The 23072-nt window shown below is 56.4% G+C and carries 32 protein-coding genes; 24 read left to right on the top strand and 8 right to left on the bottom strand.

Translation table 11 applies throughout. From position 1 onward, the window contains the following. Positions 1-319: 319 nt before the first annotated feature. Positions 320-643: a hypothetical protein gene (locus tag AB1L88_RS25875; RefSeq protein WP_367099610.1), complete on the bottom strand. Its 324-nt coding sequence runs from the start codon at positions 641-643 to the stop codon at positions 320-322. A gap of 327 nt (positions 644-970) precedes the next feature. On the opposite strand from AB1L88_RS25875, the gene AB1L88_RS25870 reads away from it, so the two are divergent. The 13 genes from AB1L88_RS25870 (at position 971) to AB1L88_RS25810 (ending at position 9830) form a co-directional block, all read left to right on the top strand. Next, a complete protein-coding gene (locus AB1L88_RS25870) occupies positions 971-2896 on the top strand; it encodes a HEAT repeat domain-containing protein (RefSeq protein ID WP_367099609.1) in 1926 nt (641 codons plus the stop codon). Between the two features lie 40 nt (positions 2897-2936). Next, on the top strand, positions 2937-3323 hold the full coding sequence (locus tag AB1L88_RS25865; protein WP_367099608.1) for a hypothetical protein: 387 nt from the start codon (positions 2937-2939) through the stop codon (positions 3321-3323). Positions 3324-3482: 159 nt separating this feature from the next. Next, positions 3483-3704, top strand: coding sequence for a hypothetical protein (locus AB1L88_RS25860; protein ID WP_367099607.1), 222 nt, complete (start codon positions 3483-3485; stop codon positions 3702-3704). A 370-nt stretch (positions 3705-4074) separates the two neighbouring features. Further along, positions 4075-4869 (top strand): ParB/RepB/Spo0J family partition protein, encoded by a 795-nt coding sequence (locus tag AB1L88_RS25855; protein WP_367099606.1) that lies wholly within the window; start codon positions 4075-4077, stop codon positions 4867-4869. Positions 4870-4975: 106 nt separating this feature from the next. Further along, entirely contained in the window at positions 4976-6355 is a 1380-nt protein-coding gene (locus AB1L88_RS25850; protein ID WP_367099605.1) for a hypothetical protein, read from the top strand. A 1-nt stretch (position 6356) separates the two neighbouring features. After that, the gene (locus tag AB1L88_RS25845) at positions 6357-6953 is read left to right on the top strand and encodes a hypothetical protein (protein WP_367099604.1); all 597 of its coding nucleotides are present in this window, start codon (positions 6357-6359) and stop codon (positions 6951-6953) included. 44 nt (positions 6954-6997) lie between these two features. Continuing rightward, positions 6998-7258 carry a hypothetical protein gene (locus tag AB1L88_RS25840; RefSeq protein WP_367099603.1) on the top strand — a complete coding sequence of 87 codons (261 nt, stop codon included), beginning with the start codon at positions 6998-7000 and terminating at the stop codon, positions 7256-7258. 82 nt (positions 7259-7340) lie between these two features. Further along, a complete protein-coding gene (locus tag AB1L88_RS25835; protein WP_367099602.1) occupies positions 7341-7535 on the top strand; it encodes a hypothetical protein in 195 nt (64 codons plus the stop codon). Between the two features lie 58 nt (positions 7536-7593). Beyond that, a complete protein-coding gene (locus AB1L88_RS25830; RefSeq protein WP_367099601.1) occupies positions 7594-8703 on the top strand; it encodes a hypothetical protein in 1110 nt (369 codons plus the stop codon). Continuing rightward, the gene (locus AB1L88_RS25825; protein WP_367099600.1) at positions 8700-9158 is read left to right on the top strand and encodes a hypothetical protein; all 459 of its coding nucleotides are present in this window, start codon (positions 8700-8702) and stop codon (positions 9156-9158) included. The genes AB1L88_RS25830 and AB1L88_RS25825 overlap by 4 nt, the downstream gene beginning before the upstream one ends. Further along, positions 9155-9394, top strand: coding sequence for a hypothetical protein (locus AB1L88_RS25820; protein WP_367099599.1), 240 nt, complete (start codon positions 9155-9157; stop codon positions 9392-9394). Before AB1L88_RS25825 ends, AB1L88_RS25820 begins: the two co-directional genes overlap by 4 nt. Continuing rightward, positions 9391-9513: a hypothetical protein gene (locus tag AB1L88_RS25815; protein WP_367099598.1), complete on the top strand. Its 123-nt coding sequence runs from the start codon at positions 9391-9393 to the stop codon at positions 9511-9513. The genes AB1L88_RS25820 and AB1L88_RS25815 overlap by 4 nt, the downstream gene beginning before the upstream one ends. Positions 9514-9545: 32 nt before the next feature. Next, the gene (locus tag AB1L88_RS25810) at positions 9546-9830 is read left to right on the top strand and encodes a hypothetical protein (RefSeq protein WP_367099597.1); all 285 of its coding nucleotides are present in this window, start codon (positions 9546-9548) and stop codon (positions 9828-9830) included. On the opposite strand, the gene AB1L88_RS25805 is transcribed toward AB1L88_RS25810, so the two are convergent. After that, a complete protein-coding gene (locus AB1L88_RS25805) occupies positions 9827-10009 on the bottom strand; it encodes a hypothetical protein (RefSeq protein WP_367099596.1) in 183 nt (60 codons plus the stop codon). The two genes, AB1L88_RS25810 and AB1L88_RS25805, sit on opposite strands and share 4 nt — an antisense overlap. 182 nt (positions 10010-10191) lie before the next feature. Beyond that, positions 10192-10374: a hypothetical protein gene (locus AB1L88_RS25800; RefSeq protein ID WP_367099595.1), complete on the bottom strand. Its 183-nt coding sequence runs from the start codon at positions 10372-10374 to the stop codon at positions 10192-10194. Between the two features lie 227 nt (positions 10375-10601). On the opposite strand from AB1L88_RS25800, the gene AB1L88_RS25795 reads away from it, so the two are divergent. Together AB1L88_RS25795 and AB1L88_RS25790 are read left to right on the top strand one after the other, a co-directional pair. After that, complete coding sequence (locus AB1L88_RS25795; protein ID WP_367099594.1) at positions 10602-11201, top strand: ParA family protein; 600 nt, start codon at positions 10602-10604, stop codon at positions 11199-11201. Beyond that, the gene (locus AB1L88_RS25790) at positions 11198-11581 is read left to right on the top strand and encodes a hypothetical protein (protein ID WP_367099593.1); all 384 of its coding nucleotides are present in this window, start codon (positions 11198-11200) and stop codon (positions 11579-11581) included. Before AB1L88_RS25795 ends, AB1L88_RS25790 begins: the two co-directional genes overlap by 4 nt. Positions 11582-12860: 1279 nt before the next feature. Here the strand turns inward: AB1L88_RS25790 and AB1L88_RS25785 are convergent. Further along, on the bottom strand, positions 12861-14351 hold the full coding sequence (locus AB1L88_RS25785) for a hypothetical protein (protein ID WP_367099592.1): 1491 nt from the start codon (positions 14349-14351) through the stop codon (positions 12861-12863). A 708-nt stretch (positions 14352-15059) separates the two neighbouring features. Between AB1L88_RS25785 and AB1L88_RS25780 the strand changes: the two genes are divergently transcribed. The 4 genes from AB1L88_RS25780 (at position 15060) to AB1L88_RS25765 (ending at position 17713) form a co-directional block, all read left to right on the top strand. Continuing rightward, complete coding sequence (locus tag AB1L88_RS25780) at positions 15060-15461, top strand: hypothetical protein (RefSeq protein ID WP_367099591.1); 402 nt, start codon at positions 15060-15062, stop codon at positions 15459-15461. 108 nt (positions 15462-15569) lie between these two features. After that, positions 15570-16520, top strand: a complete 951-nt coding sequence (locus AB1L88_RS25775; protein ID WP_367099590.1) for a DUF1559 domain-containing protein — start codon at positions 15570-15572, stop codon at positions 16518-16520. A 187-nt stretch (positions 16521-16707) separates the two neighbouring features. Continuing rightward, positions 16708-17172 (top strand): hypothetical protein, encoded by a 465-nt coding sequence (locus AB1L88_RS25770; protein ID WP_367099589.1) that lies wholly within the window; start codon positions 16708-16710, stop codon positions 17170-17172. Between the two features lie 109 nt (positions 17173-17281). Continuing rightward, a complete protein-coding gene (locus tag AB1L88_RS25765; RefSeq protein ID WP_367099588.1) occupies positions 17282-17713 on the top strand; it encodes a hypothetical protein in 432 nt (143 codons plus the stop codon). 422 nt (positions 17714-18135) lie between these two features. Here AB1L88_RS25765 and AB1L88_RS25760 read toward each other — a convergent pair whose 3' ends face one another. Genes AB1L88_RS25760 through AB1L88_RS25750 form a run of 3 tightly spaced genes read right to left on the bottom strand, consistent with a single transcriptional unit; the run spans position 18136 to position 19266 of the window. Next, on the bottom strand, positions 18136-18696 hold the full coding sequence (locus AB1L88_RS25760) for a recombinase family protein (protein ID WP_367099587.1): 561 nt from the start codon (positions 18694-18696) through the stop codon (positions 18136-18138). A gap of 22 nt (positions 18697-18718) precedes the next feature. Then, a complete protein-coding gene (locus AB1L88_RS25755; RefSeq protein WP_367099586.1) occupies positions 18719-19018 on the bottom strand; it encodes a type II toxin-antitoxin system RelE/ParE family toxin in 300 nt (99 codons plus the stop codon). Further along, positions 19018-19266, bottom strand: a complete 249-nt coding sequence (locus tag AB1L88_RS25750; protein ID WP_367099585.1) for a ribbon-helix-helix protein, CopG family — start codon at positions 19264-19266, stop codon at positions 19018-19020. The genes AB1L88_RS25755 and AB1L88_RS25750 overlap by 1 nt, the downstream gene beginning before the upstream one ends. Positions 19267-19510: 244 nt before the next feature. On the opposite strand from AB1L88_RS25750, the gene AB1L88_RS25745 reads away from it, so the two are divergent. The 3 genes from AB1L88_RS25745 to AB1L88_RS25735 all read left to right on the top strand — a co-directional run bounded on the left by AB1L88_RS25745 (position 19511) and on the right by AB1L88_RS25735 (position 20871). Further along, entirely contained in the window at positions 19511-19735 is a 225-nt protein-coding gene (locus AB1L88_RS25745; RefSeq protein ID WP_367099584.1) for a hypothetical protein, read from the top strand. 40 nt (positions 19736-19775) lie between these two features. Further along, the gene (locus AB1L88_RS25740; protein ID WP_367099583.1) at positions 19776-20105 is read left to right on the top strand and encodes a WGR domain-containing protein; all 330 of its coding nucleotides are present in this window, start codon (positions 19776-19778) and stop codon (positions 20103-20105) included. 118 nt (positions 20106-20223) lie between these two features. After that, positions 20224-20871 carry a hypothetical protein gene (locus AB1L88_RS25735; RefSeq protein WP_367099582.1) on the top strand — a complete coding sequence of 216 codons (648 nt, stop codon included), beginning with the start codon at positions 20224-20226 and terminating at the stop codon, positions 20869-20871. A 278-nt stretch (positions 20872-21149) separates the two neighbouring features. On the opposite strand, the gene AB1L88_RS25730 is transcribed toward AB1L88_RS25735, so the two are convergent. Continuing rightward, positions 21150-22268, bottom strand: a complete 1119-nt coding sequence (locus tag AB1L88_RS25730) for a DUF4238 domain-containing protein (protein ID WP_367099581.1) — start codon at positions 22266-22268, stop codon at positions 21150-21152. Positions 22269-22380: 112 nt separating this feature from the next. Between AB1L88_RS25730 and AB1L88_RS25725 the strand changes: the two genes are divergently transcribed. After that, positions 22381-22641: a hypothetical protein gene (locus AB1L88_RS25725; RefSeq protein WP_367099580.1), complete on the top strand. Its 261-nt coding sequence runs from the start codon at positions 22381-22383 to the stop codon at positions 22639-22641. After that, on the top strand, positions 22638-23072 hold a 435-nt coding region (locus tag AB1L88_RS25720; protein WP_367099579.1), incomplete at its 3' end, for a Dna2/Cas4 domain-containing protein. The genes AB1L88_RS25725 and AB1L88_RS25720, both read left to right, overlap by 4 nt.

Raw genomic sequence — 23072 nt, 5'->3', positions numbered from 1 at the left:
GCATGGTTTCCTTCTCCTTGAGTAAACGGCTCCGCAACACGCGGAGCCTGACGGCAAGGAGAAGCCCCCGCCTCCAGCCGGGGCGAAGCTTCGCTGAGCGTACCGGTCAAGCTGGCAATGGGATGAAAGGGTTCCCCGTTCCTGCTTGACCGGCCCGGCGGCGGGGGCAGATTGCCGGCATCTGGCTCTGCGTGCGGTGGCAGGATTTGAGGGGAAGAAGGATCGGCGGAAGGCGCAGCCGGAGCGGTTTCCGCGTCGAAATCGAAGAGCGGCTGTTTTCTGGGTATTGGCGGCGGTGGTGGCCGGTTGCGGTGGGCGATTATTCGTTCGGCGTGGGAGGGGGAGAAAAGCCCGTCGTGCCCCCCAGGAAGATGGGTTGCAACCCGGAATCGCCCGCTAACAATCCTTCGGCTATGCGGTCCTGCAACGCCTCCACCGCCAGTTCCAGGGCCTGGCTCGCAATCTGCTCCGGTGCGGCCATCGGGTTGCGGGTGCGGAGTTGCTCCATCAGGCTTTGGTGGCTGGCTTTCAGCTCGGTCGCCAGCCGCTCCATCGTGGAAAGGAGTTGCCTCCCCGCTTTCAACCGCGCGCAAAGGGATGGATTCGCTTCCAGGAGTGCCAGCGTGATCGTTTTGTAGTGCATGCTCCCCTTCCCGCTTCTGTTGCTCGCCAGCGGCAGGGATTCCGGCATCGGAGTCGCCAAACCCCGGAAACAGGGGTGTGGAAGAATGCCTCGATGCCATGCGGAACCGCCCGTCGCCATTTGCTCCAGCTCTACAGGAGCATTCGGACGATGCCAAGCGGATTCTGCACGAAAGGGTAGGCTGATCAGCGTTGATCTGCGTTCTGCACCGAATCCATTTCCGATATTATCATTGCATGCCATCCCACCAGCTAGACGGCAGCTTGGTGGCTGTTCAGCAAATTGGACGGTTGGGAACGGATATCGCTTGAGTGTGGCGGGTCCGGAATGAGCTGGATTATGGAATCATATCGCGATACTCCCTATGAAGTTCAGAAGCCACACCAAGTGGCCTGGCAAATCATTCAATTTTTTTCCAATATGAAGGAACACCCGTCAGGCGATCACATGCAGACCGCGCAATTGCAATTGGCAAATTATGAGATCATTGACACGTCCGTCAGATGGGCAATGACGGAGATTGCCGAAGACGAAACAGTGGGCTGGCCCGAAAGGTTCATTGCCGTAAACTTTATATACTTCATTAAAGCCATCATAGTTCCCTCCTCCAATAGAGTAATTGAAAGATCCCTAGTTCTAGACGCCAACGTGAATACGGCCGAGACTGTTATCAACTGCTTGTGCTTTTTGGTTCCATTCAAACGTATTCACCCAGGATGCATCAGGTTTATCGAGCTATACTATGACAGCAATTATGATTGGCTTATTGCCATTGCAGCCTGCATCATGAAGCGGCCGGAACGTGCTTCTCTGTTAATAAAATCGCTTAAGCATGAGGAGTTGGCATTTCGCGCGTTAATTGCAGCAGGAATAGCGCAGATGGACTCGTCTCCGGAGCACCTTAAGGCGGAAGCGGCGGCGGCGGTAGCTGGATTAATCGAGATGGAACCTCCAGGATCTCCTCTGTCGCACTCTTCAATTCATACGCTGGGCGAGTTGGGAAGGCACGGCTCGAAATGGCTGGGTCTACTGGAGAGGATGGCTCGCCGTTCGCATACTCCTCCGGAAACTCTCCGCCATATCCTCCGAGCCGCGAGACAAATCGGATGTTATTCCGAGGACAAATCACGCTGCATAAGACTCTTGCACAGAGGATTAATTTCAAAAAATGCTTCAACCGTTCATCTGTCCATAACAGGATTGCATGCTTTGGACGCAACAGACGACGATACCATAAATGCTTTGATCCCGTTCCTCGGCGACGAAGACCCTGCTGTGAGGGGGTCAACCATCGTCCGACTTAAGAATCTCGGTCCGCGATCGGCAGTGGCTGTTAAGCCGCTTATCGACCTCTGGTTTCGCGAAACAGAACCCGAGATTTTGTGGCTCATAGTCGAGGCAATTGCCGCGATTGGAACAGCTTCTTTAGACAGTTTATTCGAATTGCTTAAAAGCAATAACCCCAAGATCATCCAGCTACCTCTACAGGTATTTGTATATATGGAAGATTTACCCATTGAGGAAATTGCCGAGCGGGTGTTAACCCACAAGGATCGTATGCTCAGGACTAGTGGTGCCTGGCTTTTGAGGCATATGGGGCCTAAGGCCCAAGCCGTTATGCCAACCCTGCGTTCGATGCTAATGAACTGCGACCCTGAAATTCAAGTCGATGCGGCAATCGCCCTCTCGGGCCTACGGCACGAAGCCCTTCCAGCCGCACCCGAGCTCGCTGTCGTCATGGCTCAAAGCAATGAGCCCGTTCTCCTCCACTGGGCAGCGGCGGTGCTCAGATGGATTGGGCCTAGCGCATCGAACGAGGTTGAAAGCGCTCTAGGCATTGCGACGGGTTTGGGCCGGGAATACTTGCTGGAATTGCGGAATAGGTTCGAATCGCAAGCGGAGCACACCGGCCCACACGATTCCGACCTGAGTTGGTACGGGAATAGACCCTATCTCCGCATCTTTCTTGCCGTCGCGAACATCCTGAAGCGGCAAGGACGAACCTCTTTCGATGACTTGTCGGCCATCATCGGCAAATCCATCGAACGTGGTGAACTCGATGAATCACTCGAATCATCGGGCGGCAAGCTCAGACTAGCTGTTAAGGATATCGAGACGAAACTAACCGAACGGGTCGGCAGAGACATCAAGCTCCTCGAACGTGGAAGAAAGCGGAGCCCGGAACTGACCAGCGAGGGCCAAAAGTTTGCAGACCAAATCAGGATGTTTCTAAACAGGGTTGACAATAAATAGATCTTCATGAATGATATTGGCTCATCAAGTGAGTTTCCCCGTGAAAGATGAGCCAAAACTAGACCACGCGCGTTTAACCTTTCCGAGCGATGAGATGAAGCTCGGAGCCGCTAGCTATGCGATTAAGAGGATGCACAACAAATCGCACCAGCCAAACCTTGATCTCGTTCACTCTGCATTTGACAATGTTTATGCAATGATGGACGCTGAGCGGCGGCTTGCAGAACAGGCGTTTGCAAAGCACTTAGGACGACCGGATCCATATGCAGACGATAGCTGCGACCGCGATGAAACGATCCGGATGCTTGCCCAAGACTATGAGAGGTATGGCCTGGCCAGCGGTATAAGTCACACGAAGGAACTTGCCCGCTCCATCGAAAAGCAGGCCGCTGATCAGGCGCAAGAGTATTCCGGCAAAAGCCTTTAGGATTTCGTCAGTTTCCTAATGAGGCTTTCCGCGCAACTTCGGCGCAATGCGTGACCTTCGGCATAGCCATGGTATTTTCAATCCCGGCACGGCAAGGCACGATCCGGCGGAGGGGTTCTCCGCAGTGCCTTCGGCCGGTGTCGCGGGAGATTCATGGTTATGAGCCGTCAATCCTACGCCCCCTCCTGCCCGCAATGCGGGTCTGATCAGGTCAAAGGCAACAAGATCAATACGCACAGCCTCGAACACGGCGTGGTTCACAGCGCCCGTCACAATCCGGGCGTGGCCGTGGTTGGTGCTGGCGTGTGGGTGGCGACCAAGATTGCCGACAAGTTCCGTGAAAACTGGAAATGCAATAAGTGCGGCTCCAAGTTTTCCTGAACACCACCCGGACCGGGGCTTCAGCCCCGACCCGGGAAATCACGTTTTCGGCCCGTTTTAACATGGGCTCATAGCCACCAAATCTCATCCAGAGCGGAGCGGCGAGCGATTGCATCGCCGGCGCTCCCGGTACGCGCCGAAGGCTCTTTGACAATCAGGCATCATGCTATGAAGCTTCAAGCGATTCTTTCTTCGCCGCAACCGGAAGAATTCCACAGCGGCCACCGTCAGCCGCCGGCTTCGGTTACGGCCAGTCACCTCGAGCAGGCCATTCACGAAAACAAGGAGCGATCAGCGATGAATACCAGCTTCAGAACCTCCGGATTCGGGCGAAGCCCGCCCGATGCGTCCTCAAACCGGAGGGTTTTCCGTGATCGAGTTACCGCCTGTTACCGATGTGCCGACCGCGAAAGCACATCTGGACCCGAATAATTTCCGGAAAATTTATCAGCTTGAGGGGCTGATTTCCTCCATCCGTGACCGGGGCATCCTGCAACCGATTGGCCTGCGGGCCGATCCGGAGCGTGAGTGCTTCTTTGCGATCTGGGGGAACCGGCGGCTGGCGGCTGCCAAGGAACTGGGGCTGGAAACCGTGCCGGCCCGGGTGTTTTCGGAGCCGCTGCCGCCCGGTGAAGCCGAGTGCCTCCAGATGGTCGAAAACCTCGCCCGGAGCGATCTGCTGCCTTCCGAGGAAGCGAATGGCTACCGGCAGTTGATCGACCGGCTGGGCATCACGGCCGGCGATCTGGCCACGAGGCTTGGGATTTCGGCCGGAACGGTGAGCAAAAGCCTGTCTTTGCTCAAACTCGCCCGGCCATTGCTCGAGATGGTCGATCGCGGCCAGTTGGCCAAGACCGCCGGATATGAGCTGTCGCACCTGCCGCACGAGGCGCAAATGGAGCTTGCCGAAAATTTCGGTAACTCGATGACCCGCGACGATGTGATCCGGGCAGTGAAAAACCGGCCAGGCCGGGGGAAGCCGAAGCCTGCGAAGCTTTCCCTCAAATTCGGGGAAGTGAGCATCGGCTTTGCCGGAAACCGGCTCAGCCTCGAGGAACTCGCCAGCCTGCTGGCAAGCCTTGCCGAGCGTGCCCGGCAGGCGCAAGGCGAAGGCATCAACCTGAAACAGTTCGCCCAGGAACTGCGTTCCACCGCCCGGGTGTGAATCCGGGCGATGCGATGAATCCTTATCCCGGCAGGCCGGGCGCGGCTCAGCGTGCGCCGCCTGCCCGGCCTGCCATCACCTGTCAGACCGGAGGAACAGAAGAAATTTGATCCTGAACCCATTCAGAAAACGTGAGCCGATGATCCGGCTGGGCGATGCCCGTTTTCCGCTCTCATCGGTCAGCAGTGGCATTATGATCACCGGAGGCATCGGCTCCGGTAAATCCACCGCCATGCGATCCATCCTCGGCCAGCTCATGCAGTTTCGCTGCCCGATGGTGATCGCATGTGTGAAAGTCGATGAGGCCGACCAGATGGAAGCCCTGGCCCGGAGGGTGGGGGCCCTCGACAGGTTCATCAGGCTCCGGCCCGGCCAGCCCGTCATCAACCTGCTCGATTATTTAACGAAGCGGTTCAACACTTCCGTCACCACGCAATTCCTCGAACGGCTGTGTGAAATATCGCAGAACGCGGCCGGCTCGGCCAATCAGGGGGAGCTCTACTGGCAGGCACACACGACCAGGTGTATGCACGCCTGTATCGATCTGGCCCTGATCGCGCAAGGAACCGCATCGATCGTCGATGTCGATCTGATCGCAAGTTCCGTTCCGGCATCGCCGGAAGAAGTCACCGAAGATTTCTACAACCACACCGCCTGCGGCGTCGTGATCCGGGCGGCCGAAAAATTCCAGCAGCCCGATGAAAAGCACCGCTTCCAGCGGGCGGCCGATTACCTGCGATATACCCTGCCCTCGCTGGGCGATAAGGCCATCGGGGCGATCACCTCGCAAATCCAGAATGTCGTCGGAAATCTATGTGTTGAACCGTTCCGCGACTCCTTGAGCGGCGAAACGGTCATCACGCCGGATCTGATCGAGGAGCAGCAACTGATTGTCGCGCTGGATTTTCCGGTGCAGATCAACGGGCTGTCCGGACGTTTGTTCCAGGCCGCCTTCACCATGCTCACCCAGCTCCACTGCCTGCAACGGAGTACGGAAGGGATTTCCCTCCCGATGGTCATCGTCCGCGACGAGTGCGGCCTGCTGCTGCACGGCGAGTGGGATTTGCAGTGCCAGCTCACATCCAGATCGCAGATGTGTGCTCATATCGATGCTGCTCAGGATTACAACATGCTGTTTCGGAGCCTCGGCGGCTCCACGAAAAGCGAGCACGAAGCATTGAGCTTCGCATCCAATCACCGAACAACGCTCGCCTTCGGAAACAGTAATGTTCGCACGAATGAGCATTACTCGAAACTGTTCGGTAATTCGCTCCAGATCACCACCTCCGGCGGCGGCTGGGGCGGCAGGCAGCAGATGACCGGCAACCTTGCCGACGACCTGCTCGGGGTTGGCGGCGGGGCGCAATGGTCACAGCAACAATTGCCTGTTCTTCGATCGGATGTTTTCACGCAGCTCCCGACCGGAATGTGCGTGCTGATCGAAGGCGGCCGTTTCCGCACCCTCGATTTGCGAAGGAGGCTCTGATTTGTCTGAACTGAAATACGGCCGGCCAAGCCAGTGGAGCGAGGAAACCGGGGCGCTGATCGGCTTCTTCCTGATGGTGCTGACCGCCCTTTCCTACCCGGTGCAGGTGCTGCTCCGGGTGCCGCTGGTCGAAGGGAAGAAGCATTTCGGGGCGGTCGGGCTGATCGGCACATTGTTCGGTTTCCCGCTGTTTGTGGAGATTTCCGGGCTCGATTCCCCCGTGCCACTCTCTCACATCGATCCCTGGATCGGCCCGGCCTGGATGCTGATGGGCATCGCCTATCCGCTCCGCTGGTTTCTCACAAAAGTGAACCGCTCGATCCGTCACACCCGCTTCATCGGCAAGAGCTGGGTGCAGATCGTTATTCCGCGCATCGGCCCGCTGGGCGGTGCGCTGTTCGATCTCGGCCTGGCCTACGGGCTGATGGTTCTGATCGAACCCTACAGCCGGATCGTCGGCGAGTTCCTGCTACTGAGCGCCTGCTGCAATGCCTTCAGCATCGCGATGCTCGTCGCCCGCGACCGCAGGCGGTGGGACATCGCAAGCGATGCCATGATCGAAGGCATGGCGTTCAATGAACGCATGCAGCGTTATTAACCGGATTCCGTGTCGATCCATCTCAGGATTTAAGGAGAAGTTCCATGATCCGCAAATCACTCGCTTTGATCGGCCGCACGCTCGGCCGATCGCTGGCATCGGCTCCCGGCCAGATGAAGCAGGAGCTGGCCCGGCAGGGCCGGCTGGGTGCTTACGAGATGGGGGCGGCGCTGTTCAGCCAGTCGAACGCCTATCGCGGCGATCTGGGCCTGCACAGCATCCGCCGGCCCGATGCCAGGGAGCAGGCCACCGCACGGGCGGCGGTGGCGAGAGATGCGCCCAAACGGGGTTTGGAGCGCAGCTGAGCAGTGATTTTCGAATCAGGATGATTTCCCGGGCCAGGAGGGCCCATTCCCGCTTTCCTTCGAGTTGAGGAGTGAAAAAACCGTGCACCGGGCGATCCGGTCCATCCTGCATCGGCTGCGGCCGATTCATCCGCCCTGCCTGATGGCGGCGGCGGTTCTCTATGCCACGATCATCGGTTTCATGCTCTGGGGCAGTGCCGGGACGGATTCGCAGGCGGATACGGATTCCGGCCACAAACCGGCAGACGGGCCATGGGCTGATGTGCCTGCCAATTGATTGTTTTTCCAGGGCCAGGGATGGCCGCTCCTTCTCAAACCCATTCAGGAGCGAAATCATGCCGCAGAATCCGCCTTCGCGGGCTTGTAATCCGGTTCGGCAGCCAGTCGATCCAGAACCGATTCCCATTGACCTAGGGGAATCGGAACCGCTCATGCCGGCCACTTTCGGCACGGGAAATACCCACCGGAAATCGCCCGGAATTGTGCTCGGGCTTGCGCTGATCGATTTCCTCTCCGGCCTGATGCTGCCATTTGCCGGGCCCTACCGGGTGCTCGCCTACCGGCTGAATACGTTCCCGGGTGCCGGCGGCGGCATCCTCACCTGCATCGGGATTATCATTGCATTCCCCGTCTTCCTCCAGGTGTTCACGATTTCCGAGCCGAGCGTCGGAAAGGAAATTGCCGGAATCAGCCTCCTCTTCATCTGGCTGATGATGTTTATCGCGGCCTGGGTGCAGGGCTGGGCACGCTGGTCGATTGAGCATCCTCGACGTGACCAGGCCGTTTCCCAGAGCTGGGCCGGGCCGGCGGAGCCGGTGATCGTGCTCGCCGTCACCGGCATTGGCTGGGCGGTATGCGGGAGCGGATTCGCCCTGTTCATTGTTTTTGCCTATCTGGCCAGCACGCTGCACATCAGGCTTTTCCGGCTCCGGATGCGGCTGGAATCATGGTCGGAGGAAGATTCGAACCGACTGCTCATGCCGGTGCGGAAGGCGGCGGCCAGTGCGGGCGGAACCGCCCGCACCGTTGCCACCGCCACCGGAGCGGCCGCGATACCGGTAATGAGCACCGTCAAAACTGCGCTCCGCCGGCCGGCGGCGGAAGGCAGTGTTGCAAGCGCACCTACGTTTTGGGGCTGGATCACACGCTATGTGGTCGGGCACACCATCTTTTCGCTCATCTTCGGCGGCATAAGCCTCGGGGCGATTTTCAGCATCGGCGGCTTCCTGCTGGCCATCCCGCTCTATCTGCTGGGCTGGGAACTGCGGCCGCCTGAGGAGGAACGGCAGCGTGGCCAGGAGTTTTTCCAGGGCGTGAATGAAGCGTTCCAGGATGAGCGGGAAGGCTGGAAGCTGCCTTTCCGCGAGGAACGGAAGGAAAACCGCACTCGATGGGATTCCGAGGAAGAGTATCCGTTTGGCTCCAGCCCGGGAGGGTTCCAGTGAATAAAACATTCCTGATTTCATGCGTCGTGTCGATGGCGGCGGTGCTGGCCGGCAGCCTGATGGTGGCAATGTTCGGCTACGACCCGCCAAAGAGGCTGCTCGTGCTCGAGCTGGCGCTGTTTTCGGCGGCGGCGCTGCTGCTCGGATTCGGGGCGGCATCGCCCAACCTGCCCGGATGGGCACGCTCGAAAGCGGTGCATGGCGCTGCCTGCGTCGTACTCGGCGTGGCCGCTATCTATGTGCCGGCTTCCTTCATCGTATCGGCCTGCTTCATCGGAGTCGGCACACGGCTGGTCTGGTCGGCCGCCTGCGAGCTGGAGCGGATGCCGGGTGCTTCCAGGCGGGTATTCCCCATTCGGGTACTGACCAGCAAAAACGGCATCGTGCCCTACGGGGGTAACCCTCCCTGCCCGGCAGAACGGCCGGAACCGGCATTCCCGGAGAAAAAACCATGATCGACACCAGCCGGCCGGCGGAGCCGGAGCTTCATGCAGCGGCGATCCGGATCGCCCGGAATTGCCGGCATGTGATCCAGGGGGTGCTTCGGGAAGAAGAGTGGATCGATGCCGACCGCGAATTCTACCGGGTGGCCAGGGCAGAGCTCGAAGCCTTGCAGGCAGGCGGAAAGGATTCCGCCTGCCTGGGCTCCGGGCAAAACCATTCCTCGACCCAAAACGGAGCACAGCCATGAATCCGGGAAACCTGTTTGTCTACATCTTCATCGCCTGCTTCTGCGCCCTGCTCACCGATCGGATGCTCGGCGAATTCCTCTACGAAGTCTGGAAGCGTGAGCGGCGGCGGAACCGGTAATCCCCTCCCCTTTCAACCGGAGACAAACCCTGATGGCGGTCAGGACGCTGATCAGGCAACTAATCGAACGGATGCGGGGGAAACGGCCGGCACAGGTGCAGAAACCGGTTCCGGGCAAGGATGCCCGGCCGGACAAACCTGCAACGCCGGAGCAGGACCAGCCAGGCATCTGGCGGCAAAAGATCGATCTGGAGAAAGCGGCCGGTGGCGAGCGAAGCGGATACGGGCTGAAGCGGGGCCGGGTCAAGCCGGTGGAGGAACGGCAGCAGCGAAAGGCCATTGAACGCGGCCGTGGCCGGGATGGGCCGGGACGCTAATTCCACTGCGCCTGCTGCCAGTGGAAACAGGCTTCCATCGCATCGACCTCACGCCGGATTTTCCGGTGCTTCGGGCAGGTGAGCAGCTCCGGCTCGGCGGCCAGCTCTTCGCGCATCTCCTGCCGTATCTGATCGATCCAGAGCAGCACCTCGAGCGGCGATTCTCCGTCATCCAGCATCCGGTAGTTCTCATTCGCCGGTACGGGCGGCGATGCATCCCCGCCGGAGCATTGCTTTCGTCTTTTGAATCGCCGTAACAGTTCCATACCACCCCACAAACCCAAAGTCATTTCGACTTATATCATAACTCCGATGATGCGCCAAGAGGGAGCATCATGCTTGGGCAAGGATGGCTCTTTCCCTACCTTCTTTCCGGAACCATGCCATGCCTGATCTTCGTTACAGCGTTGCCATGCATGCCGCCCGGCAAATCCTCGAACGACTGCTCTTCCCGCCCGATTCGGACAGGCAGAAACGCCTGCCAGAGGTCGCCTGCTTCGTACTTGGGGCAATCAATCAAATTGAAAGCGGCCAGGCGGAGCATGTTGCCTCCTCGCGTGGGAGTCACATCCTGAAAAGCCGCTTCCGCCGCAAGCGTTGACTTATCCTGCACAAAAGCGGCTATCCGCGTAGCGAGATAGGCGGATAGCCGCTTTTCAGATTCCGCTTGCCAGGCCAACTGGATTGAGGTAATAGCCTAGCTGAATAACCCGCTAGCTGCGTATCCGGGTATGCGGCTAGCACTGAACAGAACACAGGACGAAGACGGTCATGATACTCACGGTTGCATCGTTGAAAGGAGGCGTGGGAAAAACGACCACCGCTATACATTTGGCAGCCTATTTACAAACGCTCGCCCCGACACTCCTCGTGGATAATGATCCAAATAAATCGGCCACCGGCTGGCAAGCGCGTAGCGAAAACGGCCTGCCCTTCCGGGTGGTGGATGTCAATCAGTCGCTTAAAGTAGGCAGGGATTACGAACACGTTGTGTTCGACACCAAAGCCCGGCCCGACAAAGGCGAGCTGCAAACCCTCGCCGAGGGGTGCGACCTTATGGTCATCCCGACGACTCCGGATGCGATGTCGATCGAGGCTCTGATGGCAACTGTGGAGATGCTGAAGGGTTTGGGTGTTGGCCAGTTCAAAGTGCTGATCACGATCATACCCCCCTACCCCGAGCGGGATGGCGAAGATGCGAGGGCTATGCTCGATGCCAATGGCTATCCACTGTTCGCATCCGGCATTCGTGAAGCCAAGGTGTTCAAACAGGCTTCGCTCCGGGGGATGATCGTCAATCAGCTCAAAGGGCAGCGTGCGGAAATCTGCTGGCAGGATTATGTCCGGGTCGGCGAGGAGCTGGTAGCATGAACGCGAGCAAGAAAGAAAACCTCTTCGCCAGGCTCGCCCAGCAGACTGCGAAGCATGAGGATAGCGGGCCCGCAACGGAACCGGTGACGCAACCGCCTGCTCCGGAGCCGGTGGCGATTGAGCCACCCCCCTCCCCTGCCCCGCCGGAACCGGCTCCTTCTGAAGAACGGAAGCCGAAACCGGCTCCGGTAAAGCGCAAGACAGAGCCGGTGACTGGTAAGCGTACCAACCCGGAATATTGCCAGGCCAATGCCTATGTTCCGAAGGCCCTCCGCCGGGAAGTAGACCGGGCATTGCTGGATATCGACGGCCTGGATTACAGCACCTTGGTTGAGGATTTGCTCCGCAAGTGGTTGAAATCAAATGGCGTATCCGCCTAGCCGGGTATCCGGCTATTCAGAACACCAGATAGCTTCCTCCCCGGATACGCGGTGCAGCGCATCACTGGCTAGCCGGGTCGCTGCATCCTCGGGTATTCGACAAGCTGCGTATCCGGCTAGCTGAATAGGCAGTTCTCCGGGTTTGAAATGCTGTGAAGCAGGGCAGGGGGGAAGCCGATTGAGTTTTTAGGGTCTGCCTTCTAGATGGCAGAATGGCGAAACGGCCGGGATTCAAGGAGTCAATCCGCTATGGATGGAGAGCACCCTGAACCGGTAACGGGTAAACCTCGCAGGCGGTCAGCCGCTAAAACGGTAAGCCGGCAACCGGTTAAAAAGGTGAAATGCACAATCCATCTTTCAGTCGAAGCATCACAACGCTTAGACATTCACGCGACAATGATGGGTTTCGACCGTTCCGGCCTGGTTGAAAAACTGATCAACGAATCGCTCCGGAGATTCGTCGTGTCAGACCGTGGCGGGTATGAACAGACGGCAGGCGATGAAGCGGCCTGATAGGGCAGGGGGGGCACTTTGGGATACGCAGCAACCCGGATAGCTGGCTAGCCGAATTTCCGGATATCCGCTTAGCTGGTTATTCGGGTAACCATCCGATAAACAGATAGTATTTCCCTCCTGCTTCTGTGCCTCCGTCCCCTTCTCCCTCGCCTGCGGTCCCCTGCCCCGGAGGGGCTATAATTAGCAGGCGAGGGAGAAGGGGACGGAGGCACACCACACCGGCCAGATGGCGGGCTGCCGCGTCACCGGTTCCGCTTCGGCCGTGCCTCTGTTTCCGATCCCGAGCCCTCAATCACGAATATGTGCGGCCGATAGGCCGCTCGATATAATCCGCACCAGCGGGCGAAAGGGGGCCGGCTGGCCGTCGCGCGAATGCGCGACCGGAGCGAAGCGGAGCCCGAAAGCATGCGGCCCGGCGGTAGCCGGGGGTGTCAGCAGAAGTTGCCGCGATGGTTTTGCTTTCGGCCGAGCTGCCCGTTTACAGCTTTCGGGGCGCTGCCCCAAACCCCGGGATATTTTGACAAGGGTGAGCGAAGCGCTATGCTCATGATCGCGGTACAGGCTGGGAAGCCGATGACCGCCAAGGGTGAGCGATCACCGGGCCGGGGGTTCATTCCTCCGGCCTTCATGGATGGGTGATAAGGAATGGGTAGTGATTGCTGCTTAGAATGCCGCTGAGGGCTTTCAGAAAGCCGTAGGGAGTGAGGGGAGGGGGAAAACGCCTGAGAGTACCGGAACTGCCTCTGGCGGGCTTCTCTAAGCTTTAGAATAAGGCTTCGTCCAAAGTGGCAAGTTTTCCTTCGGCCTGAAGGAGTTTGCGGATATGGGCCCGGCGATACATCGTCTGGCCGATTCGCTTCATTGGACCTTCAGCGAGCTGGAGCATTTCAGGATCGGCTTGGCTGCGGGCGGCTTCATCAAGTGTGGCCTGATCCTCTGGGCTCAGACCTTTCCAGTAAGCGTCAAGCAGTTCGATTTCAGCCTGCTCGCGCTCCTGTTGCTCGCGTTCCTTTCGCTTGGCTTCCCGGGTTTCCTGTTCCTTTTTCCGTTTGGCATCCAAACGGCGTTCCCGCTCCGCTTTGGAGACGAATCCCTTAGGGGCGGCATAATCGTTTCGGATGGCTCCGACCAGATAGGCGGCGGGGTCTTCGACTTTCGCGGGCTTTTTCTCGATGAGCCAGTCGATCCGCTCCATCTGTGCCCGGATTTTCTCTTCCGGGTTGCAGCGTACCAGCTCAGAAGCGATGGCGGGCGTGATATTGCGTGCAATCAGCTCATGCTCGAGTACGGTGATTTCCGGGATATAAACCGGCGGTATCGGCTCAATTGCTTCGATTTCAAGGACGTTGGGGCCGCCGCGCTTGTTGAATGCCCGGAATTCTGTCAGGGCCTTGGTTCCGGGTTTGTAGAGCATCACCCAATCGGGCTTACCGTCCGCATCTACGGTTTCCTGATAATCCACACCGGCAATGTAGCCGGATTGCAGGTGCGGCCGGTGCACCTTGTACATCTGGAGGCGGGCACGCTCCCACTCAAAGTGCCGGGTTTGCGGGGCATGGGCGCAGAACTCGGAATAGGTGAGCTTGGCTCGCGGCCGGTCGTAGCGAAGCGCCGCATACATCTGGTAGCTGAGCAGTTCGTAGAAACGTTGCGGGGCAGGGGGGAGGCTTTTCAGGTAGTCGTAATCAAGCGGCCGGGTCATTGCGCCATTGATTACCTGAATGAACGTGTCGTTCAGGATGATGTAGACGCCATCGGCCTTGCGCCCGTCTGGTAGCTTCTCACCCGTGAGGATGACGCTGTAGCGGGTAAAACCAGCTTCGAGTGATCGTTCAGTGCCATCGGCCAGGCGGTAAAGCGTCTTTGCGGTAATGCCGGCAAATGCGTTCTGGAATAGGGATTTTTTGATGTGGCTCCGGTTCTTTCCGCTATCGGCAAGCCCCAGCTCTTTGCAGATGTCGCTGAGCGACCCTAGTTTCAGCATCCGGGGGATGGGACGGCGGGCTTCTTCGATACGCCGGTTGATGATGAGCGTATCGAGCTTGTAGGCAAGCGGACCCGGCTGGCCATATTCGCTGTTGTAGCTGACTTTCCAGTGAATGGAGCCTTCGCCCGGGATATTCTCCTTGGTCAGGTCGATCTTGATGCTGCCCTTCCGGGCCAGACGATGGACGGGATAACGGGAGATGGCAGTTTCAACGCGAATCGTGTTTTGAGGGGCAGGGACGGTGGGGAATTGTTCTTCTGATTCCATAAACTAGCTCGCGATAAAAAACACCACCAACCGGATTTCATTCGTGTTGTTGTCTTTCATAGTCTAACAGAGTCTAATAGTCTAGCAAGAAATGGGATTACCGTAAGTTTTTATATGACAGATACTTACGGAAAAATCTTGGTCGTTTTTCGTTCCTCAAAGTGCCGGAAACCATACCTCAAAGTGCCGAGAGGCGTACCTCAAGGTTCCGGAAGCAGTACCTCAAGGTGCCTGATTCAGTACCTCAAGGTGCCGAGTAAGTACCTCAAAGTGCCGATGGCTAGCAAAAGCCTGGAGCCGCTGCGTACCCTGAAGTGCCGGGAGCAGGCTTCGGGTTATCCGGCCGTACCTCAATGTTCCGGCACTCGGAACATGGCATTGGGCGGGATTGATTTGGCAGGTTGATGGTCAGGGAAGGGAAGAATAGGGATCTTTCCCGGGGAAATTGTGCCTGAGGATGGCTTGTCGAGGTATCCAGAGGCAAAAGGCACAAGGCCGGAGCGGTAAAGCGATACCTCAAAGTGCCGGGCAGCACCGGAAATGGCTAAGCGGAAAGTTCCCCAAAGTGCCGGTAACTGCGGGATAGAGCAGGGCGGGGATAGCAGGAGTTAATAGTGAGTAGCAGGCTATCCGGGTAGCTGCGTATCCGAATAGCCTGCGGTTCCGTGATGCTGGACACCCACTGAAAAAGCAGGAATCATCTGGTGAGTGATTTATCAGATCGCCACGGTCCTGGGCGACCTGACGGCACGCCACATCGATCCGCAGGGGCGATCGCTGCTGGTGCTCGACGATTCGCCGACGAAGCGCTACGGCCCCGAGGTCCAAGGGGCCGGCATCCATCACAACCCGACGCCGGGGCCGCCCGGTGGAGCAGTTGAGCGACCGAACGGACCGCCCATGGGACGATCCGGAGCGTCGGCCATCGCACGCCGATCGACGCAAGGTGTTGCGGTGGATGATGATCGAGGAGGAATTTCAGCGGATCGGCATCCCGGTGCCGTGGTTGGAGATATTCCGTCCGCTCCTGGAGGGCGTGGTCCAGAGGGTGGCATGACGCTCGTCACTTCTGGGAAAGTGCAGATTGAACCGTACAAGCTCAAAATTTGAAACAACCTAATTATTATTCTTGGCACTTGACAGCCGAAGTAACGCTTTATAAGTTGCTCATGCAACGTGTGGTAATGCAACGTCACAAGCAACGAAGCAGATGGCAGCATGAATCCTAATTTACGCGTAAAAACTGGGTTTACAGCAATCGAAGCTCTCGTTGTTGTTGCAATTGTAGGGTTGTTATTTGCGTTATTACTTCCGGCGGTTCAATTTGCCAGAGAAGCATCTCGCCGTTCAGCTTGCGCGAATAATTTGCGACAAATTGGAGTCGCTATTCAACAATATGAAGGAACCACAGGCGTCCTCCCTCCGGGATCAAATGGATTAAGAGCATATTCTGCTCACGCAATGATATTGCCGTACATCGAGGAATTGCCAATCTTCAATTCTATTAATTTCAGTTCATTTCCACAGGAATCCAATCGCTCGAACAGAACTTCTATATATTCAAAAATCAACTTATTCACCTGTCCAAGTCAGCCTGCCCTCGAAATGCCAAATGTGCCTGGAGTTAATTACGCCGGAAACACGGGAATCAGTTCGCTTAAACCAAATTTAGAAGGGCTATTTTCACAAGGGCGCAATCAAGCCATCACATTTTCAAGCATCAGAGATGGAATGAATGCGACGATTATGTTTTCCGAAATTACTTCGGGGTATGTTCAAAATAGCCAATCCTCATTCAGGCATAGAGTTGTATTTTCAACAATTGGAGTTTATTCTGGTGATGATTGGCCAGGCGATCTTTTGCGGGAATGCAATTCAATGGACATAAACTCTCAGAGCCAAATCTCCGCAAAAAAAGGGGGATACTGGATCAAAGGAGATTACTCAGAAACTTTATATAATCACTTAAATAACCCTAAATTAAACAGTTGTAAAAACCAGTCGCTAGTGGATAGCGGCATATGGACCGCAGGCAGCGAACATGGACCATTTGTCCACTCTTTGTTCGCGGATGGGCATGTTTCCAGGATTAGCGAGAATATCGATCCATCGATATGGAAAGCCATTGGTACACGGTCAGGTGGCGAACTCGTTTCAGAGGACTTCTAGATACTCATAAGCTCTTAACCCAGCATTAATTTGCCCCTTAAATCATTATGCCTGGAGTCATTCAAAAGTTGCGACGGCTTATGCTTTCGTATTCTCGACTTCGTGGGTAGCCGAGATAACAGATTCACGCACAGCTCGATTTTCGTTCCACTCTACCTCGATCTCCCGAGACATAAGGACTTTAAGGATGCAAAACGCCAAGATCTCTCTGCATGCTCTTCTTGCGAGCTTTATTATCCTACAGTTTCCCATCACAAGTCATGCGCAAGCTATCCAATCGGATTTTGGGTGCTTCGAAATATCTTACCCTTCTCCAGGAAGCCAATTCTTACAATTAACTCAATTCAGAGTTGAAGTTGATTGGAATATCTTCAACGATCATGGTAACCCAATGGAACCAGGCGACAAAGTTTACGTTCAAATTCGTCGGAAAAGTGACAATGTCCTTTCTGGAGAATCTGCTGACATCCCGCTTACATTTGATTCTGACGGCTTTCCAGAGCAGTCAGTCATTTTCATGACAGCCCCGCCAGTGTCCTCTGCCCCAGGAGAAACCAATGAATTTTATGTAGAAGTCATGTATCTACCATATTCATTTGGTAATTCACCAGCAGATTGGGCACTCGTTGAGTTTATTAAATCGATAGAATGACATACTCATATTATAATGCTTGACGAATATCAACTCGGCTGACTGTCTTTCTTCTCGCATTTTGAACAGTCGAAGTGAGGCAGTCGATCATTTAACAGGAGAACAAGCCTTGAGGTCATATTTTTGCCTCGCTGCCTTAACTATCCCATTGATTGGTTGCAGCGGGAGTGATTCGGACCCACACGTCCCTCCTGCTTTGCCTCAGGAAGTTTCGATCAAGATTGTCGACCCGAAGGACGGGGAAACACTTCGCCCAGGACAGACATACACATGCAAAATCAATATCCTGATCCCAGAAAAATCTGAATTGCCTAAAAGGGTTTATGTGGATTTCTACAAGGGTGCCGCTGCTGCAGGCCAGTTCCAATCGTTTCCTGCCAAGTTTGAAAAAATAGGAGATTACCATTACGAATGCGGAATTGAGGTCCAAACACCCAAACCTCAAAGCGAATATACGCTTAAGGCTAGTGCTCATTGGAGCAAGCGGGAGGAGAACGATCCGGAAGACAAGATCAAAGTATTGATAAAAGACATAAAATGACGTTCCACTGGATGAATGCCCGATTGGATGGTGGGCGGGAGAGCGACCGCCCCTAGTAACCTGTACGTCTGAGGCAACCGTCTCCGTATCGGTTCCTGCGAGGGATCCTTCAAGACCCGAGCCGTCGGCCAACCGTCAGTTCTTGCAAAGTGCAGTCTCTTAGGTCCAGCTTCAAACCTTTTACAAAGGCATGTGCAACTAGAATTTGATGTCCATTCCTGGGATCTAAACTCTCTCGCCTTCCAGGCGATGGCATCAGTACGTCACAGGAGGCATCGCATTTCGGAAGCCGTTGTTTGGAGGATGCCGATCCGTCTGGCTCGGCCGATCGGGTGGTGAGGAGTGGTCGGTCTTTCTTCCCCGCCATACTGTCGGGCTTGTAGCCGACCGTTGAACCCACCGGCTTACAGTCGGTCGGTGCTTCAGTTGGTGGATATTTCACGAATATACGCATAGAGAGTCGGCCTGCTGATTCCGAGCATGGCGCAGATTTCCCCAACCGAATGTTTCTTCTCCTCGTAGAGCTGCACCGCCAGCGCCCGCTGCTTTGCATCCTTCTTCTTCGGCCTGCCGCCTTGCCTGCCACGGGCGCGGGCTGCTTCCAAGCCCGCCCTGGTGCGTTCCCGTATCAGGTTCCGCTCGAATTCCGCCAGTGCCCCGAAGATGTGGAAGATGAGCTTGCCGCCGGGCGTGGTGGTGTCGATGGCTTCGGTGACGCTCTGGAAGCCGATCCCCTGCTCTTCCAGCTCGTTCATCAGCTCTATCAGGTGTTTGAGCGATCGCCCAAGCCGGTCGAGCCGCCAGACTACCAGCACATCGCCTTTCCGTAGCTGCTCCCGCACCTGCTCCAGGCCGATGCGGTCACGCCTCGAGCCGCTGGCCTTATCGACGATGATCTTTTCGCACCCAGCCTGCTTCAGGGCATCCTGCTGGAGGTCGAGGTTTTGCTCAATCGTCGAAACGCGGGCGTAGCCGATTTTCATGGCAATCCCCCTGGCAATGGGGCTACTCGAGTTCCTCCAATGCCCAGGAGGCAATATCGCGGGCGGCATGGACGATACGGTAGAGCACCACTTCGCCTTGCGCTTCTCCGTATATGATCAGATAGGGCAATCCCGACAGAACCAGCTCCCGCGTGTGTGCGATGCGGCCGGGTCGTCCCTGCCGGGGAAATGTCAGCAAAGCTTCGGCGGCTAGCAGAATGCGGTCTTCGACCGCGATGGCTGCCTGCGGATTGCGATCCATCAGATAATCGGAAATCTCGAAAAGATCGGCCTGAGCAAGCGTGGTCCAGCGCAGGCGCATCAGGAAAGGCGCGAATGTCGGCGGCGATGCACCTCAGCCACCACATCGGCATGATCGACCACTTGCCCGGCATGGTAGGCATCGATCCCTTCTTGGATGACATCCAGAAACTGACGTTCCGAGGTGACATAGGATTCAAGCGCCTGCTGGAGCAGCCAGGACTTGCTCCGACCGAGGGCTGTGGCCAGATGTTCGACCTGCTCGGCCAGTTCGCCATTGATCCGGGTGGAGAGTGTAATTTCGCGCATATAGTAGATAATGTCATAATATGTAGATTATGTAAACAAATATTGCGGTATACGCTGCTGGTTTGTTAAGAAACTTGTGGGAAGCGGCTGTAACTTTACCTTGATTTCCTGACTGGCTTACTTTACACCGAAATGCAAGGGAAATCGACCCGGCGGCCTGGTTGCCATCTTCTGTAAAGAAAACGAGCGTTTTGTTTACAGGATCGCGTAGTTTGATTATGAAACAATTTGGGAGAGTGATTGCATGGAAAAGGTTAGGTTGAATCTCGTCGGTATCGACGGTAACGCATACAGCCTGCTCGGGGCGTTCGCCGCGACTGCTCGGGAGCAAGGCTGGAGCGATCAGGAAATCGAAGCAGTACGGGAGGAGGCGACTTCGAGCAACTACGATCATTTGGTGCGGACTCTCGTGGGCTATACCGACCCTCCGGACGACGATGAGATGGAAACCGCCGGATTCCGGCTTTAGGGCAGGGGCGATCCGCCAGCAATCGAGAAGGAGCCCGGCCATGAACCGTTTCTATGCGATGCTCGAAGCCTCCAATCCGGAAAGGGGGCATCAGCGAGCCTACCGGCTGGAAGCTGGAACCGATCTGTTCGGCGAGTGGCTGGTCGATGTGACTTACGGGCGGATTGGGGCAGGGGGGCGCACCATCCGCTATCTGGCCCGCGATGAGGCGGAAGCCCGGAAACTGGTTCAGCAGAGCCTGAAACGGCGTGGCACAGCCCGGAAGCGGATTGGCGTTGGTTATCAGATAAAGGAGCTGAGCGACCCGGCGGGGTGGTTACCCGCTTTCAGCCCCGGGGCTCCACGGTCTGATAATCAAGTTTATGCCTGATGTGTTCATGTTGCGGTGATTGTGCTGGTCGCGCCGCCGGGGTTCGCGTGCGTCTTTCTCAAAAATAGCAGCAGAGAAGCGCCCATGCATGGCAGGTTGAAGCTGGGAGAGATTGCTATTGGCCGGCTCGTTCGATAGGATGCCCGGTTTGTATCGTAACAGAAGAATCATAAAGGATTTGCAAAAACGCTGTATGAGTGGTCCGTATTTCCAAAAGCAGAGTTGGCCGCCCTTTGCCTATCAGGGGGTTACATACGAATTCACGCACCTCGATGAATATCAGGTCGAAGTCGCAGATTCTTCAAACGTGACGCGGCAAATCGCCATCAGCTTCAGCGATCACTGCTTCACGAGAGATGCGGAATACGGTGAGAACTCGATGTTACGTTATCCGGCCAGCACGCGGCCGGGCGGGCTGTTCTGCCAGGAGCGGTATCAGCACTCACTTCGGCTTAGAGAGCTGATCGGCGAGGCGATCGAAGGCAGGCAGAAAATCTGGGTGATCGAGAGCGACAACTTTGCCGCCATTCCCACCGTGGATCATCTGGGAAACCGTGTACTCTACGGCATTATCTTCAGCCTGGACCGGGTGAAGAAGATGCCTGTGGATTTAGACATGCGGGTGCGGACCGCTTACCCGTGCGACGAAAAGGCGATCAATACCTACGGGCACGTGCGGTTTGCCCACCTGGTCACGCTGCGTATGCAAAGCAAGCGACCAAACCGTAGGCTGGAACGGAACCGCCCACGCCCCCGGCTAAGCTAAAGCTCAGGGCAAAAAAATAGGCCCTTTCGGGCCTATTCCGACACATAAGTGTCTTGGGGCGAACCACTTACCTGTTTCCAGGCTATCCAACCCATCCGGGTCGGACTCGACTTTGCAATCAAGCGGGGCTGGCTATTCGCACGCCCTTCTGTCCAGCGGTCTAGAGACTAGTATCGCTCCAAAAAGCCAAAAAGTCAAGTAAGAAGAACGATTTGCCCTTGACTTGGGGGAAATAGGGTAGATAGGAGATTTCATTGGCGACTTCATCTAATCGGAGATTATATCCGCCTGGGAAATCCGCCCTCTTCTGACAGATTGACGAAACTCGTCCTTCCTGCGTAGAACGCTTCTGAAGATTCAGAGGAACCTTGCTGGGCATGTCTGCGAAACGGCACATGACCATTGAGTGCTACAGCCGAATCACGCAGAAGCTTGTTGAACCCAAATTTCACCTGGTTGTTCACATCCTTGCGGTACGAGTGAATCACTTGTGCGGTCTTGGTCTGGTGCACCACGCGTAAACCGCTTTGCGAGATGTCCCGCTTCGCCAAGGCACGGCGAGCCGTGCATCGCACCTCCGATTCGGCCGAAGCAGATGCAAAGTAAAGGTTTTCTCGCGCGATTATCGCTTGCAGCAGATTCAGGGTACGCACGTCACGTTCGTTGATGGAGACGAAATGCTGCCTGCGATCCCCCACTTTGTAGGTGCTGGAGTCGTAGATAAGGAGCGTGAGATCCTTACTGAGAGGAAGGAATATCTGGATGCCTTGCGAGCAAAACCCGGTTGAGCTGCCAGGAACCCTTCCGTGGCCAAACTGATTATAGAGCAGCACTGGATTATCGCTGGTGATGAATTCGACAGACGTTTTCCGTTCCAGCACTTTAAACCCCAAATCCATCGCCGCCGGGATCGCCTGGACCGCTAGCGATACGGAAACTCGCTCAGGTTCGTCATAGCCGAGTGTGCTTCCCTCTAGGTGCTCCCTAGCAATACCGCGTTGTTGTGCGAATACCGCGAATTGCTCCTTCAAAATGTGCTGATATAGCTGATCGACTACTTCATTAAGGCCGGCTCCTGCTGCCAGTGTCCGGCCCCACTGAAGGATAACGATGGAAAGCAATTCGAAATGCTTCTCCGTCTGTGGTCGCGGCAGGTGACGGCGGTGGATGATGTCGCGGATAATCAAGGCCGCCCGGCCTTCGATGTTTTGAAGTAGCGTTTCAACCTTTCCGTCTTTGCCATAGAGGTAACTGCGATAGCACTGGTTTTTCAAATTGCCGTTAAGGATTATCCTTCTACAAGGAATGTTGAACAGGTTGATCGATTTGCCTTCGTGGCTGCTGAAATTCTTGAGGTAGAACCTCGACACATAATGCTGTTTCTTCTTCTCGGCCATGGGGAGCCGCCTTTGTGGGTTGATGCAATCGCAATCCGTTTGCGGCGATTGCATTGTAGCATTTTTCGTGATGGTGTACAAAGTAGTCGTTCTGCTACCATGAGGAGGCGGCATGCCAAGCGGTCAATCGCCGAGTAATCTGGTTTCTGCCCATGAAATCGCCTGCTTCGCATATTGCCCGGAGCAATGGCGGTTGCAGTATGGGCTGAAGATTCCGCCGGCAAATCAGGAACAAATGCAGGCCGGAACCCGGCATCATGAACGAAAAGCGACTGTCAAGCGGGTGGCGGAGCCTGCGATCGGCCTTGGCCGGTGGATAGTTGCTGCCGGGCTAATCGGGATTCTGGCCCTGCTCTGGCTGCTTCTGCGATGAGCCTTGAGTTTGGGCTGCTCCTGGCCGTCTGCCTGCTCTTCCTCGGGCTGTTGCTGCTGCTTGGAGGCCAGGGATTGCGGCGAAGCGTTGGGCTTGGGGAAGGCAGAACCGTTTCGCTCGACCGGGTGACGCTCACCTCAGAGCGGCTGGGGCTTACCGGCAGGCCCGACCGGATCATCCGGCAGGGTGATTCAGTGATTCCGGAGGAATGGAAATCCGCCTGGAGGGTGTATCTGTCGCACCGGGCGCAGATGGGCGTGTATTTCCTGCTGATTGAGGACCAGCTCGGCAGGCGGCCGGAATATGGTTTCATCGTGCTCGGCGATGGCAGCCGTCACAGGATTGAGAACACGGAAGCGTTGCGGGAATCGGTGCTCGGAATGGCGGAGCAGATCAGGAATGCCCGGAAGCGGCTGGGAATACCGGTTCCG

This window comes from Tautonia sp. JC769, from assembly GCF_040717455.1.
In the GTDB taxonomy this organism is placed as follows: domain Bacteria; phylum Planctomycetota; class Planctomycetia; order Isosphaerales; family Isosphaeraceae; genus Tautonia.
Note: the sequence above shows the minus strand (reverse complement) of the source record. Positions and strands in the feature narration are given on the sequence as shown.